General features: G+C 70.6%; 12 protein-coding genes. 8 read left to right on the top strand and 4 right to left on the bottom strand.

The window, feature by feature from the left end; genetic code table 11:
* Positions 1–41 precede the first annotated feature (41 nt).
* On the bottom strand, positions 42–2888 hold the full coding sequence (locus tag ACFU9P_RS24435; protein ID WP_384084391.1) for a penicillin acylase family protein: 2847 nt from the start codon (positions 2886–2888) through the stop codon (positions 42–44).
* A gap of 305 nt (positions 2889–3193) precedes the next feature.
* On the opposite strand from ACFU9P_RS24435, the gene ACFU9P_RS24430 reads away from it, so the two are divergent.
* From ACFU9P_RS24430 to mscL, 6 genes are all read left to right on the top strand, one after another.
* On the top strand, positions 3194–4768 hold the full coding sequence (locus ACFU9P_RS24430) for a potassium/proton antiporter (protein WP_376377682.1): 1575 nt from the start codon (positions 3194–3196) through the stop codon (positions 4766–4768).
* A 411-nt stretch (positions 4769–5179) separates the two neighbouring features.
* Positions 5180–6619: an MFS transporter gene (locus ACFU9P_RS24425; protein WP_384084389.1), complete on the top strand. Its 1440-nt coding sequence runs from the start codon at positions 5180–5182 to the stop codon at positions 6617–6619.
* Between the two features lie 66 nt (positions 6620–6685).
* Positions 6686–7066, top strand: coding sequence for an FmdB family zinc ribbon protein (locus tag ACFU9P_RS24420; protein ID WP_384084386.1), 381 nt, complete (start codon positions 6686–6688; stop codon positions 7064–7066).
* 95 nt (positions 7067–7161) lie between these two features.
* The gene (locus ACFU9P_RS24415) at positions 7162–7995 is read left to right on the top strand and encodes an S-methyl-5'-thioadenosine phosphorylase (RefSeq protein WP_376377599.1); all 834 of its coding nucleotides are present in this window, start codon (positions 7162–7164) and stop codon (positions 7993–7995) included.
* Between the two features lie 329 nt (positions 7996–8324).
* The gene (locus tag ACFU9P_RS24410) at positions 8325–8873 is read left to right on the top strand and encodes a hypothetical protein (RefSeq protein ID WP_376377597.1); all 549 of its coding nucleotides are present in this window, start codon (positions 8325–8327) and stop codon (positions 8871–8873) included.
* A 168-nt stretch (positions 8874–9041) separates the two neighbouring features.
* The gene (mscL, locus tag ACFU9P_RS24405) at positions 9042–9518 is read left to right on the top strand and encodes a large conductance mechanosensitive channel protein MscL (RefSeq protein WP_376377595.1); all 477 of its coding nucleotides are present in this window, start codon (positions 9042–9044) and stop codon (positions 9516–9518) included.
* A gap of 31 nt (positions 9519–9549) precedes the next feature.
* On the opposite strand, the gene ACFU9P_RS24400 is transcribed toward mscL, so the two are convergent.
* The gene (locus ACFU9P_RS24400; RefSeq protein ID WP_384084381.1) at positions 9550–9768 is read right to left on the bottom strand and encodes a hypothetical protein; all 219 of its coding nucleotides are present in this window, start codon (positions 9766–9768) and stop codon (positions 9550–9552) included.
* 432 nt (positions 9769–10200) lie between these two features.
* On the opposite strand from ACFU9P_RS24400, the gene ACFU9P_RS24395 reads away from it, so the two are divergent.
* Both ACFU9P_RS24395 and ACFU9P_RS24390 read left to right on the top strand, forming a co-directional pair.
* Entirely contained in the window at positions 10201–11232 is a 1032-nt protein-coding gene (locus tag ACFU9P_RS24395) for a P1 family peptidase (RefSeq protein ID WP_376377591.1), read from the top strand.
* A gap of 146 nt (positions 11233–11378) precedes the next feature.
* Positions 11379–12239, top strand: a complete 861-nt coding sequence (locus ACFU9P_RS24390) for a DUF6227 family protein (RefSeq protein WP_384084376.1) — start codon at positions 11379–11381, stop codon at positions 12237–12239.
* A gap of 69 nt (positions 12240–12308) precedes the next feature.
* Here the strand turns inward: ACFU9P_RS24390 and ACFU9P_RS24385 are convergent, their stop codons facing one another.
* Entirely contained in the window at positions 12309–14426 is a 2118-nt protein-coding gene (locus tag ACFU9P_RS24385) for a fructose-specific PTS transporter subunit EIIC (protein ID WP_384084374.1), read from the bottom strand.
* A gap of 139 nt (positions 14427–14565) precedes the next feature.
* A complete protein-coding gene (gene pfkB / locus ACFU9P_RS24380; RefSeq protein ID WP_384084371.1) occupies positions 14566–15513 on the bottom strand; it encodes a 1-phosphofructokinase in 948 nt (315 codons plus the stop codon).
* Positions 15514–15608 lie beyond the last annotated feature (95 nt).

The raw sequence follows: 15608 nt of genomic DNA, 5'->3' as shown, positions 1-15608 counted from the left end.
GAACAGCTGACACCGCCCGGCGCCCGAGGTCGCGTCCACCGCTACGGCGTCAGCGTGAGGGTGTCGGCGGTGGACTGCTCCACCGCGTTGACGCCATAGGCCCAGTCGAGCAGCTCACCCTTGGCCCACTTGCTCGTCTGGTCGGTGTAGTGCGCGCTGTACGCGTGGCCCGAGGCGCCCGTCAGATTGATCCAGCGTGACTTGTCCCAGTCACCGACATTGACGACCATCCGCATCGACGGCACCCAGACGACCTCGTAGCCGCCCGCCGCGTTCCAGCCCGTCGCGTTGACCGCCGCCTCGCCGCCGCCGAGGTTCCACGGACCGCGGTTGAGTATCCGCTTGAGGAAGCCGGGGCCGCTGGTGCCGAGGGTCTGGTTGTCCAGGGTGAGCTGGTGCAGCCGGCCCCAGGTCCAGCTCGACGTGTCCTTGCCGAGCTTGGCGGTCAGCTCCCAGCGGGCGTCGGCCATGGCGCGTTCGAGCAGCTTGTCGCGCGTCGTGGTGGCGGGCAGCTTGCGGCTGGCCGGGACGCTCCACCAGGCGTTGTCCTCGTCGTCGAGGATGCGCCGTACCACCTCGTACCAGCGGTCGCCGCCGTCCGGCTGCGCCGACTCCGGATCACGCTGGCCGCACTCCCGTACCACCTGGTCGAGGTCGTCCAGCGGGGCCGAGTCGTTGGCGGGGCGGACATTGAGGCACTGGCCCTTGACCCGTACCTCCTTGGGCAGCTTGTTGCCGAAGGCCAGCTTGAGGACATTGCGCCAGACCGCGTTGAAGTAGGCGGCCGCGCCCGAGTCGGGTTCCTGGGTGTAGTCCCAGCCTTCGAGGAGCTTCTGCGCCTCGCGTACGGACGGGTCCTTGACATCGATCTTGAGCAGGATCGGCATCAGCAGCTTGGCGATCTGGCTGCTGTTGTCCATCTGCATGGTCTGCATGTCGTCGGTCGAGATCTTTCCGCCGTCCTTGATCTTCGACTCGATGAGATCGTTGATCCGCTGGCTGCGGGCGCCGTAGCCCCAGTCCTCGGTGAACGGGTACGGGTACTTCTTGGGGTCGACGACGGCCTGGTTGGCGGTGACGATGTAGCCGCGCGCGGGGTCGTACTCGTACGGCAACTGCTCGAAGGGGATGTATCCCTTCCACTGGTACTTCGGGTCCCAGCCGGGAGCCGGCATCCGGCCGTCGCCCTCGGCGCGGATCGGGATACGGCCGGGCGCCTGGTAGCCGATGTGGTTCTTGGTGTCGGCGTAGATGAGGTTCTGGGAGGGGACCTCGAAGTGCTCGGCGGCCTTGCGGAACCCGGCGAAGTCCTTGGCCTTGTTCAGCTCGAAGACCGCGTCCATGGACTTGCCGGGCTGGAGCGCCGTCCACTGGAGCGAGACCGCGTAACCCTCGCCGCGGTCGGGAGCGACATCGCCGACCGGGGCCTTCTCGCCGACCTTCGCCAGCTCGGTGTCGCGGTCGGAGACCACCGGGCCGCGGTCGGTGGACCGTACGGTGATCGTCTTGCTCTTGCCGCCCGCGACCTTGATGGTCTCCTCGCGGATCTTGAACTGCTTCTCGCCGTCGCCGTACTGGTACGAGTCGCCGTCGACCTTCTCCAGGTAGAGGTCGGTCACATCGGCGCCGAGGTTGGTGAAGCCCCAGGCGATGTCCTGGTTGTGGCCGATTATGACGCCGGGCACACCGGAGAAGGTGTAGCCCGCGACGTCGTACTGGCAGGTCTCCGAGACGCTGCGGCAGTGCAGGCCCATCTGGTACCAGAGGGACGGGAGCTGCGGGGCGAGGTGCGGGTCGTTGGCGAGGAGCGGCTTTCCGGTGGTGGTGTAGCGGCCGGAGACGACCCAGGAGTTGGAGCCGATGCCGTCGCCGCTGGGGCCGAGGAGGGCGGGGATCTCGTCGAGGGTGCCGGAGAGGGCCTGGAGCTGGGAGTTGAAGTTCTCGGTGGCTTCGGAGGCGCTGGTGCCGGTGGCGCTGTCGGCTGAGCTGTTGACGACGGTGCCGGTGGTGGGGTCGGTGGTGCCGGTACCCGTACCGGTGCCGATGTCCGTACTCGTACCGGTGCCTGTACCTGTGCCGTCGCTGCTCGTATCTCCGGGGGCCGTGCTGGTGGGCTCGGCTTCGGGGTCGTACTTCTCGGTGACCGGGTCGATCCCGCCCTCGCTGACGACGGTCTTGTTCCGGTCGTACGGGTACGGCGGGTACAGCTCGTCGATCTGCTTCTCGCTCAGCCGGCTCGTCAGCAGCGAGCGGTCGATCTCGTCCTGCATATTGCCGCGCAGGTCCCAGGCCATCGCCTTGAGCCAGGCCACCGAGTCGACGGGGGTCCACTTCGCGGGCTTGTAGTCGTTGGTGAAGTCGAGCGCGGCGTACTCGACCGAGATGTCCTTGCCGTCGCGGCCTTCGAGATAGGCGTTCACGCCGTCCGCGTACGCCTGGAGGTTCTTCTTGGTCTCGTCGGACAGCTCGTTGTCGTACTCGCGCTGGGCCACTCCGCGCCAGTCGAGGGTGCGCAGGAAGGCATCGGTCTTGACCTGGCTCGCGCCGAACATCTCGGAGAGCCGCCCGGCGGTCATATGGCGGCGGACGTCCATCTCCCAGAAGCGGTCCTGTGCCTGGACGAAGCCCTGGGCACGGAACAGGTCCGCGTCGCTGTTGGCGTAGATCTGCGGGACGCCGTAACTGTCCCGCCGGACGTCCACGGGTCCTGAGAGGCCCTTGAGCTGGATCGATCCGGTCGTCTGGGGGAACGAGGCGCGGACGGTGCTGACGCCCCAGTACGAGCCGTAGCCGACACCCGCGACAAGCGCCAGCACCAGGACGATCACGATCAGACGGGCGCGTCGCCCCTTCTTTTTGACGGAAGGGGGGGCTGTGTTGGCGGGCATCGCTGTCCTTCGAGGGGCAGGGTGGTCCTGGAATGCTGGAGCAACCATAGGCGCAGGCGTTCCCGGGCCCCGACGCGGTGTCATGTAGGGCGACTCATCGAACGATCACAGAAGGATACAAGCGGGATTCATGCCGAGTTGACGCCGGTTTCCGGGTGCGGAGCGCGACGCAGATCACATCCGAGCCCGCCTGAAACTCGTACAGACGATCGAAGGCGTCAAGAAAACGTTAAAGATTAGGTAAGGTAACGAAGTACCGGCCGCCGGAGGAACGATCCGGCGTGCGCGAGGGGAAGGATCGGCCGCTGACTGTCCACCAGCTCAATGAACTCCTGCTCGTCAGCTCACTCGTGCTGCTGATCGCGGTCGCGGCCGTACGGATCTCCTCCCGGAGCGGCCTCCCCAGCCTGCTGCTCTACCTCGGAATCGGGGTCGTCATAGGGCAGGACGGGATCTTCCATGTCAAGTTCGACAACGCCGGACTGACCCAGGTCATCGGCTATGCCGCCCTGGTCGTGATCCTCGCCGAGGGCGGTCTCGGCACCAAGTGGAAAGAGGCACGGCCGGCGCTGCCCGCCGCCGCCGCACTGTCGACCGTGGGGGTCGGGGTGAGCGTCGGGGTGACCGCCGCCGCCGCGTACTACCTGGTCGGCCTGGAGTGGCGGCAGGCGCTGATCATCGGCGCGGTCGTCTCCTCGACGGACGCGGCAGCGGTCTTCTCCGTGCTGCGCAAGGTGCCGCTGCCGTCCCGGGTGACCGGGGCGCTGGAGGCCGAGTCGGGTTTCAATGACGCCCCCGTGGTGATCATCGTGGTCGCGCTCTCGGCATCGGGGCCGGTCGAGCACTGGTACGTACTCGTCGGCGTGATCGCGCTCGAACTCGCCATCGGCGCGTGCATCGGGCTCGCGGTGGGCTTCGCGGGAGCGTACGGACTGCGGCATGTGGCCCTGCCCGCCTCGGGCCTCTATCCGATCGCGGTGATGGCCATCGCGGTCTCGGCGTACGCGCTCGGTGCCACGGCGCACGGCAGTGGCTTTCTCGCCGTCTATGTCACCTCGGTGATCCTCGGGAACTCCAAACTGCCGCACGCCCCGGCCAACCGTGGCTTCGCGGAGGGGCTCGGCTGGATCGCGCAGATCGGTATGTTCGTACTGCTCGGGCTGCTGGTGACCCCGCACGAACTGGGCGACGACTTCCTGCCCGCGTTGATCGTCGGCCTTGTCCTGACGGTGGTGGCCCGGCCGCTGTCCGTCCTGATCAGCCTGCTGCCGTTCCGTATCCCCTGGCAGGAACAGGCGCTCATGTCGTGGGCGGGGCTGCGCGGCGCCGTGCCCATCATCCTGGCGACCATCCCCATGGTGTCGCAGATCGAGGGCAGCCTGCGGATCTTCAACATCGTCTTCATCCTGGTCGTCGTGTACACGCTGGTGCAGGGGCCGACGCTGCCCTGGCTGGCCAAGGCACTGCGGCTCGGCGACTCCGCCGAGGCCGCCGACCTGGGCATCGAGTCGGCGCCGCTGGAACGGCTGCGCGGCCATCTGCTCTCCGTGGCGATCCCCCCGCGGTCGAAGATGCACGGCGTGGAGGTCGGCGAACTGCGGCTGCCCGCCGGGTCCGCGGTCACCCTGGTCGTGCGGGAGGGCAAGAGCTTCGTACCGTCGCCCTCGACCGTGCTGCGCCGGGGCGACGAACTGCTGGTGGTGGCGACGGACCCGGTACGCGACGCGGCAGAACGGCGCCTGCGGGCAGTCGGGCAGGGCGGCAAGCTGGCCGGCTGGCTGGGCACGGGCTCGTCGGGGTCGGGGCGTGGCTCGGGGTCGGGCTCGGGCTCGGGGTCCTCCTCGGGTACGGAGACGGGTGCGGGGGTCGGTGGACGGTAGGCGGTAGGCGGTAGGCGGTAGGCGGTAGGCGGGGATGGTCCCGGGTGATGGCCGGGGGGCGGCTGGGGTGGTACGGGGGTGGCGGGTGTCGGGCCGGGTGGGGTGGGGTCGGCTGGGGTGATGGCCGGGGTGATGGCGGAGGCTGCCGGCCCATCCAGGTTCGCAATCGGAGGCGTACGGGCATAGCACCTGGCCATTCCCAGGGGGCCGCTTGCCCCTACCTGTATGATGCAGGCGCACCTGACTGATCGATCACCACCTCTGCCTGACGCAGGGCTGGCGCGACCGTATGGCGGCCGTGGCGTTCCCCTCAGTGGGCCCTGGTATCTACCGCAGTTCCGCGCAAGAGGACAGCCCTCGGCCTCCCCCGTCCTCCGGGGCGCGCTACCAGGCGGCAGAAAGGCAAGGGCCGTGTCCCGCAACACGGTCGGCACCGACGCACCGCCCAGTGGCAGAGCCCCGCGCCGCCCCGGCTACGGGCAGCTCCTCCGTACCCCCGGCGCCTGGACATTCCTCCTTCCTGGTTTCGCCGCCCGGCAGCCCTTCGCGATGCTGACGATCGGCATCGTCCTTCTGGTCCGGCACACCACGGGCTCGTACGGCAGCGCCGGAGCCGTCGCCGCGGTGACCGGTGTCTCCATGGCTCTCTTCGCACCCCGGAGCGGCAGGCTGGCGGACCGGTTCGGACAGCGCGCGGTCCTGATACCGGGCGTCCTGATCCACACCGGCTCGGCGGCGGCGCTCACCGTGCTCGCCCTGGCGGACGCCCCTCTGTGGGCGCTGTTCGCCGCGGCCGTCCCCACCGGCGCCTCCGTCCCGCAGATCGGCCCCATGGTCCGGGCCCGCTGGGCCGCCCTGCTGGGCGCCGGGTCCGGGCCGGCGGCGGGCACCGACTCGGGGACACGCTCCACGGGCGCTTCGGCTGCCTCGCGGGCTTCGGATGCTTCGCGGGCCTCGGTTGCTTCACGGGCCTCGGCTGCCTCATCTCCTTCCTCTTCCTCCCTCGCTTCCCTGCTGCCGACCGCGGCCGCCTTCGAGTCCGTGACGGACGAGTTCACCTTTGTCATCGGGCCCGTGCTCGCGACCGCGCTGTGCACCGGCGTCCACCCGGCGGCCGGACTGATCGCCGAAGCCGCTCTCACCCTGGCCGGCGGACTGCTCTTCGCCGCCCAGCGCGGGACACAGCCCCGGACCGGCCGGCGCGGGACGGGTACCTCGGCGGAGCCCCACCGGTCCGCGCTGTCCGTGCCCGCGGTACGGGTACTGGCCGTGGCCTTCCTGGGAATCGGCTCCGTCTTCGGCGGTATGCAGGTCTCGCTCACGGCGTTCACCGAGGAGATCGGCACCCCCGGACTGAGCGGTGTGCTCTACGGGATCTTCGCCGCCGGCAATATGCTCGCCGGAATCGTGTACGGCGCCATCGCCTGGAAGACCGGTCCCCGCCGCAGGCTCATGGCCGGTTACTCGGGACTGACATTGGTCGCCTCCTCTCTGTGGTCGGTGCACTCGGTGCCGCTCCTCGCCGGGCTCGGCCTGCTGGTCGGGCTCTGTATCGCGCCCGCCCTGATCACCGGCTACACACTGGTCGAATCGCTGGTGCCCGCCTCGGTCCGCACCGAGGCCTTCACCTGGCTGACCGGCGCGGTCGCGCTGGGCCAGGCCGCGGCGGTGACGGCCGCGGGACAGCTCGCCGACGCCCATGGCGCGAGCGCCGGATTCGCCGTCCCGCTCGCCGGTACGGTGGCGGCCCTCGCCACCCTGGTACTACTGCGCTCGCGGCTGGCCCCAAAGCTCCCGGAACGGGTCGCCGCGCGTGGGATGAGTCACCGGGTGCCGATGGCAGTGGACTGATCGCGCGGAATACGTCACTATGGAGCGTCGTTAGCACTCATTGAGTGAGAGTGCCAGGAGGAGCAAGTGCCGACCTATCAGTACCAGTGCACCGAGTGCGGCGAGGGCCTCGAGGCGGTGCAGAAATTCACCGATGACGCCCTTACCGTGTGCCCGAATTGCCAGGGACGCCTGAAGAAGGTGTTCTCCGCGGTCGGCATCGTCTTCAAGGGCTCCGGCTTCTACCGCAACGACAGCCGTGGCTCGTCGTCGGGCAGCGCCCCCGCTTCGGCGAACTCGTCGGGCTCGGCCTCCTCGGGTACGAAGTCGTCGTCGGAGTCCAAGACCACGGCGTCGGCCTCCTCCTCGGCCTCCGGTTCCTCCGCGTCCGGTTCGAGTTCGGGTTCGGGTTCCAGCTCTGGTTCTTCGGCGTCGAGCGGCAGCTCCAGCGGCTCCTCGGCCGCCTGACCCCGCGTCGTCCTCTTTTCTCTCGCAGGGCCCCGCCGCTTCCCGCGGCCGGGGTCCTTCGTGTGTGCCCGGGACGGGACGGCTACTGTGATCGGATGGCGAACGCAGAGATCGGCGTGATCGGTGGCTCGGGTTTCTACTCCTTTCTGGAGGATGTGACCGAGGTCCAGGTGGACACTCCGTACGGACCGCCCAGTGACTCCCTTTTCCTCGGCGAGATCGCGGGCCGGCAGGTCGCGTTCCTGCCCCGGCACGGCCGCTCGCACGGCCTGGCCCCGCACCGCATCAACTACCGCGCCAACCTGTGGGCGCTGCGTTCCGTCGGTGTGAAGCAGGTGCTGGGCCCGTGCGCCGTGGGCGGGCTGCGGCCGGAGTACGGGCCGGGCACGCTGCTCGTACCCGACCAGCTCGTGGACCGCACCAAGGCACGGACACAGACCTACTACGACGGGGTGCCGCTGCCGGACGGCAGCGCGTCCAAGGTCGTCCATATCTCGCTCGCCGATCCGTACTGTCCCGAGGGGCGCGGGGCGGCGCTGGCGGCGGCGCGCGGGCACGGCTGGGAGCCGGTGGACGGCGGGACACTCGTGGTCATCGAGGGTCCGCGCTTCTCGACGCGAGCCGAGTCCCGGTGGCATGCGGCGATGGGCTGGTCGGTGGTCGGGATGACCGGGCACCCCGAAGCCGTGCTCGCTCGTGAACTGGGCCTGTGCTACACCTCCATGACACTTGTGACGGATCTGGACGCGGGGGCGGAGACCGGAGAAGGGGTCTCCCACGAGGAGGTCCTCAGAGTCTTCGCCGAGAATGTCGACCGGCTGCGCACCGTGCTCTTCGACGCGGTGGGCGGACTGCAGCCGAGTGAGACGCGCGACTGTCTCTGCTCGCATGCGCTGGACGGGATCGACACCGGGCTCAAGCTGCCCTGATCACGAGTTGCCCCGGCCCTCCGCGAACCATGCGCGGAGAAACGGGATTTGAGCGGGCGAGGGCCGGAACCACTCGTGCGGGTGGCGGAGTTGTCCACAACCCGTAGGTGATCCACAGGCCCCGGCGGGATCGCGCCGGACCGTGGATTGTGAGGAGCGATCGCAGAAACTCCTCACGTCAGGCGGTGTTCGCCATGTCCCATTCCTTCTCGCACAACTCGTGCGATCCGTCCCCTGCTTCCTCTTCTTCCTCTCCTCCCTCGGCCTCGCCCCTTCCCCTTTCCCCCCTTTCCCCCCTTCCTCCTCCCGCCGCGCCGGAGCCGCGCGCTGTGCCGCCGTTCGGTCCGCTGCGGGTGCGCCGTTCCGGGCAGCGGCTGCGCCGGGCCCTGCTCAGACAGCGGCGTGCGACCGCGGCCGGTCTGGCCATGACGGCCGCCGCGCTGGCGGCCACCGGAGCGAGCGGCGCGGTCGGTGCTGCGGCCGACGCGGACGCCCGTGCGGAGGCCGCGGCCGGTGCCGTGGCCGCGTCGCCGCCACCGGCGTCGGCTTCGTCCGGGCGACAACCCGCCGAGCACCGGGGGCGGATGGTGACCGCGGCGGTCCGTATCGCCGATGCGGAGACGGTCCGGCTGCTGCGGCGGGGCGACCTGGTCGATGTGATCGCGACCGCCGCGATTCCGCCGGGGCCGGCGGGAGTGGCGGACGCGGGACCCGAGGCACGGGTGGTGGCGAGCGGGGTCCGGGTGGCCGAAATCCCCGAGGCGCGGGAGATCTCCTCGGATGCCGGGGCACTGGTCGTGCTGTCCGTGCCACGCGCCACCGCCACGGCACTGGCGGGGGCGAGCATCACATCACGGCTGGCGGTGACGATGTGCTGAGCCGGTGGCTGCCGGGCCGCCTGCGGGCGGTCCGGGGTGTGCTGAGTCGCACTGGCGCACTGTGGCGTCGCCTGATCGCGTATGCGGATTGGACAGCGCGGGCACGCGCCGCCTTAGGTTGCGGAGCAGATTGTCACTCCAACCGCACATGTGAAGAAGGGCTCACTCGTGAGCAAGGAGAAAGAGAGCGTGCTGGAGGGCTTCAAGGCCTTCCTGATGCGCGGCAATGTGATCGACCTCGCGGTCGCGGTGGTCATCGGCACCGCCTTCACCAATGTCGTGAACTCGATCGTCAAGGGCCTGATCAATCCTGTGGTCGGCGCGTTCGGCACCAAGGATCTGAACAAGTACAGCTCGTGTCTCAAGCCGCCCTGCGAGACGAACGCGGCGGGCGAGGTCGTCAACGGCATTCCGATCATGTGGGGCACGGTGCTGAGCGCGACCCTGACCTTTCTGATCACCGCGGCGGTCGTGTACTTCCTGATGGTCCTGCCGATGGCCAGGTATCTCGCCAGGCGGGCCAGGCAGCAGGCCGCCAAGGAAGAGGTTCAGGAGGTCGTCGAGGTCAGCGAGCTGGAGGTGCTGAAGGAGATCAGGGACGCCCTGGTCGCGCAGCGCACCGTGCCGGGGCAGAACACCCCGTAGCGGCCGGGACGGCCGGCGCCGGGAGCGGCGCTCAGAGGTGGTGGGGCGGCTTCTCGTCCAGGAACCACGCGAGATCCGCGGCGCTGTCGCCGCCCCCGGCGGGCCGCTCTCCCCAGCCGCTGTCCGTGTCGTCCGAGGACTGCTGGTCCAGCGGATCGTCGAAGATCAACGCCGGTTGGGGCCGGGGCTCCCGGGGACGGCTGGGCGGCGGCTCCGCGGCCGGCGGCTCGGGGGTGGGGGCGGTGCTCATACCCCCAGAGTACGGGGGCGGGGTCCGCGCCGGGATATGCGAGGGGGCTGGTCCGGACCCGCCCTTCCCGGCCGCCAGCGGGCCTCCTGAGGGCCCGCGAGCCGCCTCTCCGGACTGCCGTCCACATGAAGTCGACCGGCGCGGCAGAGGGCCTCCTCCGTAGGGCCGCTCGCGGCCATGCGGAGCCCCACCGGGTCACGGTTCCATCGAGGCGATCGGCGGGCGCGAGCCCGATGGTCACGGGCTCGCCGCTTCGGGGCCCGTACGGTACGGCAACTCGTACCGTACGGGTCGGCGGTGGGGTCGATCGCCTGTACGTTCGTCACGTCCTGGGCGGTTCTCGTCGCGGGGCTGGTGGCGATGGCGACGGTGGCGGCGGGGTCGGGGTGACGCTCGTGGCCTCCTCAGGAACGCGTGGTACGGATGGGGTTCATGGCAATCAATGACGCACTGACCGATGTGGCGGGTCTGCGGGTCGGACACGCCCGGGTGGCAGGGGACCGTGCGCTCACCGGCACCACGGTCGTCCTCGCCCCACAGGGCGGGGTGGTGGCCGCGGTGGACGTACGGGGCGGCGGCCCGGCCACCCGGGAGACCGATGCCCTCGACCCGCGCAATATCGTCCAGCGCGTCGACGCGGTCGTGCTGACGGGCGGCAGCGCGTACGGGCTCGACTCGGCCTCCGGTGTGGTCGCTTGGCTGGAGGAGCGCCGGCGGGGCGTCCGGGTCGGTCCCGGCCCGGACCAGGTGGTACCGGTCGTCCCGGCGGCCGGTGTCTTCGACCTGGGGCGCGGCGGGGACTGGCGGATACGTCCGGACGCCGCGACGGGGCGCGCGGCGGTGGAGGCTGCGGCCCGTTCGGCGAGCGGGGCACCGGTCGCGGAGGGGGCTGTGGGCGCGGGGACGGGCGCCCTCGTCGGACCTCTCAAGGGCGGGATCGGTACGGCAAGCACGGTCCTGGACTCCGGCGCCACCGTCGCCGCTCTGGTCGTGGCCAACGCGGCGGGCTCGGCGGTGGATCCGCTCACGGGTGTGCTGTACGGGCGCTACTTCAGCGGGCGTACGGAATATCCGGCGCCGGAGGTCCATGTGGCGGCGCAACTGCGCCTGGCCGAGCTGCGCGAGCGGCAGGGTCCGGCGCCGCTCAACACCACGCTCGCCGTCGTCGCCACCGATGCCGAACTGTCGAGACCCCAGGCGCAGAAGCTCGCGGGGACGGCGCACGACGGCATCGCGCGCGCCGTCCGTCCGGTTCATCTGCTCAACGACGGGGACACGGTTTTTGCCCTGTCGACGGGCGGACGTGCCCTCGCCAAGGGGGATCCGCTCGCCCTCAACGAGGTGCTGGCGGCCGGCGCGGACGTCGTGACCAGGGCGATCGTACGGGCCGTCAGCGCGGCGAAGAGCGTCCGGGGGCCCGGCGGGACGTTCCTCTCGTACGGCGAGCTGTACGGCCTCGACTGACCGGCGCGGAGGCCGAGTTGATGGGGGGCGCACGGGAACTTCGCGTACGCCCCCTTCGTTTTCCCAAACCTGGGACGCAATGTCAGCCCTAGGCGCTACGTTATGCAATCACCAAGTGACATGTGGCGACGGCCTGGAGACCCATCTTGAACGATCCTCACGAGACAACCGAGACGCACCTCGAGCGACTCCTGGGTCGGGCACTCAACTCCTTCGACCTGCCCGACGCACTGGTCGAAAAGCTCGGCCATGCGCTGGCGCACGCCAGCTCGCTGTGTTCCGCGCACCACAGTGCGGGGCTGCACCGCGAGACCTACCGGCACACCTTCCTGCTGCGCGACGGCAGTTCGCTCACCCTGTGGGAGCTGGTGCACAACACCGGCCGGGACGGGGCGCGGCTGCACGAGCTGTACGCGGAGGAGTCCGAGGTGCGGCTCGCCGCGGCCCGGCTCTCCCATCCCAGCAGTCCCGAGGCGGCGCGGTCGGCCGTCGACGGACCCGACGCACCGCCCCTGGTCTCCGGGCCCGGCGAGGTGCCGTCCGAGGGCAGACCGCCCGTGGACGATGCCGCGGCCGGTCTGCTCGCGGAGCTGGAGTCCGAGCGCACGGCCGAGATCGACGCCCATCTGGCCCTGCTCCGCGGGCTGCGGGCGCTGCCGCAGGCGCCGAGGCCCCGGCAGTACTTCCCGGACAACTCCCCCGACCACGCGCGCCGGGTGCTGCGCCGGGCCGAGAACGCCGACCGGCCCGGCGCGGCGACCGCGCGACTGCTGCAGACGGCTTTCGCGCACCACATCACCCAGGTCTTCGGCCGGCAGTGCCAGGTCGAGGGCAAGGACGCGGGGTTCATGCTCTATGAGCACGCGTTCCTCCTGATCGACGGCAGCGAGATGAGCCTCTGGGAGGTGGAGCACACGGCGACACCGGACGGTCGCCATATGTGCGAGGTGTACGAGGCGGAAAGCACCGCGCGCGAAGCCATGGAGCTCCGCGCGCGGGTGCTGTGAGGTGACTCGGGGAGGGGGATGTCGAACGGCCGTCAGGGGTGGGCGGTCGTACGACAGAGCGAAACGGGCTCAGAGAACCGCCGGGACCTTGGCGTCGGGTCCGGCTCCCCCGGTTGCGCCGGTCGCGCCGGCTGTGGCTATGCCGACTGCGTCGTCAGGGCCGGTGGCTCCTTCACCCTGGTCGGGACGGCCCGTCTTCCGGGCTCCCTTGAGCAGGACGACCAGACCGGTGCTCACCGCCGTACCGACCGCGATGGCGAGCAGATAGAGGAACGGATCGCCGATCAGCGGGATCACGAAGATGCCGCCGTGAGGCGCCCGCAGGGTGCACTCGAAGAGCATCGACAGCCCGCCGGTGACCGCACCGCCCGCCATCGCCGACGGGATCACCCGCAGCGGGTCGGCTGCGGCGAAGGGGATCGCGCCCTCGGTGATGAAGGAGGCACCGAGCACCCAGGCGGCCTTGCCGTTCTCCCGTTCGGCACGGGTGAACAGCTTGCCGCGTACGGTCGTGGCCAGCGCCATGGCGAGCGGCGGGACCATGCCCGCGGCCATCACGGCGGCCATGACCTTGAGGCTGCCCTCATTGGGGTTGGCGAGACCGCCGACGGCGAAGGCGTAGGCGACCTTGTTCAGGGGGCCGCCCAGGTCGAAGCACATCATCAGGCCGAGGATGACGCCCAGGATGATCGCGTTGGCCCCGGAGAGGCCTGACAGCCAGTCGGTGAGCGCCTTCTGGAGCGAGGCGATGGGCTTGCCGACCACCAGGAACATCAGGAAACCGACGACCGCCGAGGAGACCAGGGGGATCACGACGACCGGCATGATGCCCCGCAGCGGCGCGGGCACGCTCACCCGCTGAATGGCCATCACGGTGCCACCGGCGATCAGACCGGCGGCCAGACCGCCGAGGAAGCCCGCGTTGATGGTGAGGGCGATGGAGCCGCCGACGAAGCCCGGTACCAGACCGGGGCGGTCGGCCATCCCGTACGCGATATAGCCGGCGAGGACAGGCACGAGGAAGCTGAACGCCAGACCGCCGACCTGGAACAACAGGGCGGCCCAGCTCGTGTGGTCGGTCCAGACGAAGTGTTCGGCGACGGAGGGAGCCTTGTTGATCGTGTAGCCGCCGAGGGCGAAGCCGAGGGCGATGAGAAGTCCGCCCGCGGCCACGAACGGAACCATGTAACTGACCCCGGACATCAGCCACTTGCGCAGCTTGGTGCCGTACCCCTCGCCGGGCTCGCCGGCGTTGTCCACGGGTGTACCGTGCGACCCGCCGCCGCGCCCGGCGGCCGGGGCGGTGATCTCGCCGCGACGGGCCTTACCGCGTACCTCCGCGATCAATTCGGCGGGGCGGTTGATGCCGGCCTTGACGCCGACATCGACGGTGGGCTTTCCGGCGAACCGGTCCTTCTCCCGCACCGGCACATCATGGGCGAAGATCACGCCGTCGGCGGCGGCGATGACAGCGGGGTCGAGCCGGCTGAATCCGGCGGACCCCTGGGGCTCGACGACCACTTCGACACCGGCGTGCCGGCCGGCCTTCTCCAGGGCCTCGGCGGCCATATAGGTGTGCGCGATACCGGTGGGGCAGGAGGTGACGGCGACAATCCGGAAGACACGATCGGTGGCGGAAGCGTCCGGCTCGGCGGCGGAAACAGGGACGTCCGGCCCGGCCTCACCGTCGGCTTCGGCCGTAGCGGCCTCCGGCTCGGGGGCGCCGGGTTCGGCGGCGGCGGGCTCGGTGTCGCCGCTGATCAGGGATGCCGTTGCTGTAGCGTCCGTGGCCGTGCGCAGGGCTGTGGTGAAGTCCTCGTCCATCAGACGGCGGGCCAGGGCCGAGAGGATGGTCAGGTGGGCGTCGTCGGCGCCGGCCGGGGCCGCGATGAGGAAGATCAGGTCGGCCGGACCGTCCGGGGCGCCGAAGTCGATGCCCCGCGCCGAGCGGCCGAAGGCCAGGGTGGCTTCGGTCACATGGGCGCTCCGGCAGTGCGGAATACCGATCCCGCCGTCGAGGCCGGTGGGCATCTGCGCCTCGCGCGCGGCCACATCGGCGAGGAAGCCGTCCAGGTCGGTGACCCGGCCCTGGTTCACCATCCGTTCGGCCAGCGAGCGGGCCGCGGCTTCCTTTGTCTCGGCGGCCAGGTCGAGGTCGACCAGGTCCGCGGTGATCAACTCGCTCATCGCGGGCTCCTTCGCTCGCATATCTGCTGGGGGACTGTCCGGTGGGGGACGGCCTGGATCAACTGCCCAGGGAAACCGGGAAGTTCAGGGAGTTCGGGGAGTTCGGGCACACCGGGAAAGGGAAGACACGAGGGGCGGCTCATGGGGCGGGCTCCGTGAGAGGGCGGTCCATCGGTACGTCGGCGGTCACCGTGACCGCCGCGGGATCGAGGTCCGCGGGCGAGGGCATCACGCTGCCCGGAAGCTGCACCGCCGCCGCGCCGTGCGCCACCGCCGAGGCCAGGGCGTCCGGGCCCTCGCCGCCCGCCGTCAGAAAACCGGCCAGCGAGGCGTCACCGGCACCGACGTTGCTGCGGACGGCGGTGACGGCCGCGGAGCCGAAGTATGTCCCCGCGTCCGAGACCAGGAGCTGGCCGTCGGCGCCGAGGCTGGCGAGGACGGTCCTGGCACCGTACGTACGGAGTTCCTCCGCGGCCTTGAGAGCGTCGCCGACCGTGGCGAGGGGGCGGCCGACGGCCTGGGCCAGTTCTTCGGCGTTCGGCTTGACGACATCGGGCCGCTCCCGGAGCGCAGCCAGGAGCGAGGGCCCGGAGGTGTCCAGCGCGATCCTGGCCCCGGCGAGGTGTGCGCGGGCGACCAGCTCGGCGTACCACTCCGGCGCGAGCCCGCGCGGGAGGCTGCCGCAGCAGGCGATCCAGGCGGCGGCGCCGGCGTGCGTACGGATGGCGGAGAGGAGGGACTGCGACTCGACGGGGGTGAGTTCGGGACCGGGTGCGTTGATCTTGGTGAGGGTGCCGTCGGGTTCGGCGAGCGCGATATTGGAGCGGGTCGCGCCCGCGACCGGCACGGGGGCGACCTCGATGCCCTGTCCGGCGAGCAGTTCGGCGACGAGCGCGCCGGGCGCGCCGCCCAGCGGCAGTACGGCGACGGTGCGCCGGCCGGCCGCGGCGACGGCCCGCGAGACATTGACGCCCTTGCCGCCGGGGTCCATGCGTTCGGCCGTGGCTCGCAGGACTTCGCCACGGCCGAGGGCGGGGACCTCGTACGTACGGTCCAGGCTCGGGTTCGGTGTGACGGTGAGGATCATCTGCCCGCCCGCACCCGCCGCTCGTCCCTGTCCTTGTCCCTGCCCTTGTCTCTGTGCGCCCGCCGCCCGTTCCTGTTGTTCTTCCACCCCAGCCC

It is taken from the genome of Streptomyces sp. NPDC057617 (assembly GCF_042800555.1).
In the GTDB taxonomy this organism is placed as follows: Bacteria; Actinomycetota; Actinomycetes; order Streptomycetales; family Streptomycetaceae; genus Streptomyces.
The sequence above is the reverse complement of the archived record's forward strand: the minus strand, read 5'-3'. Positions and strand labels throughout refer to the sequence as shown.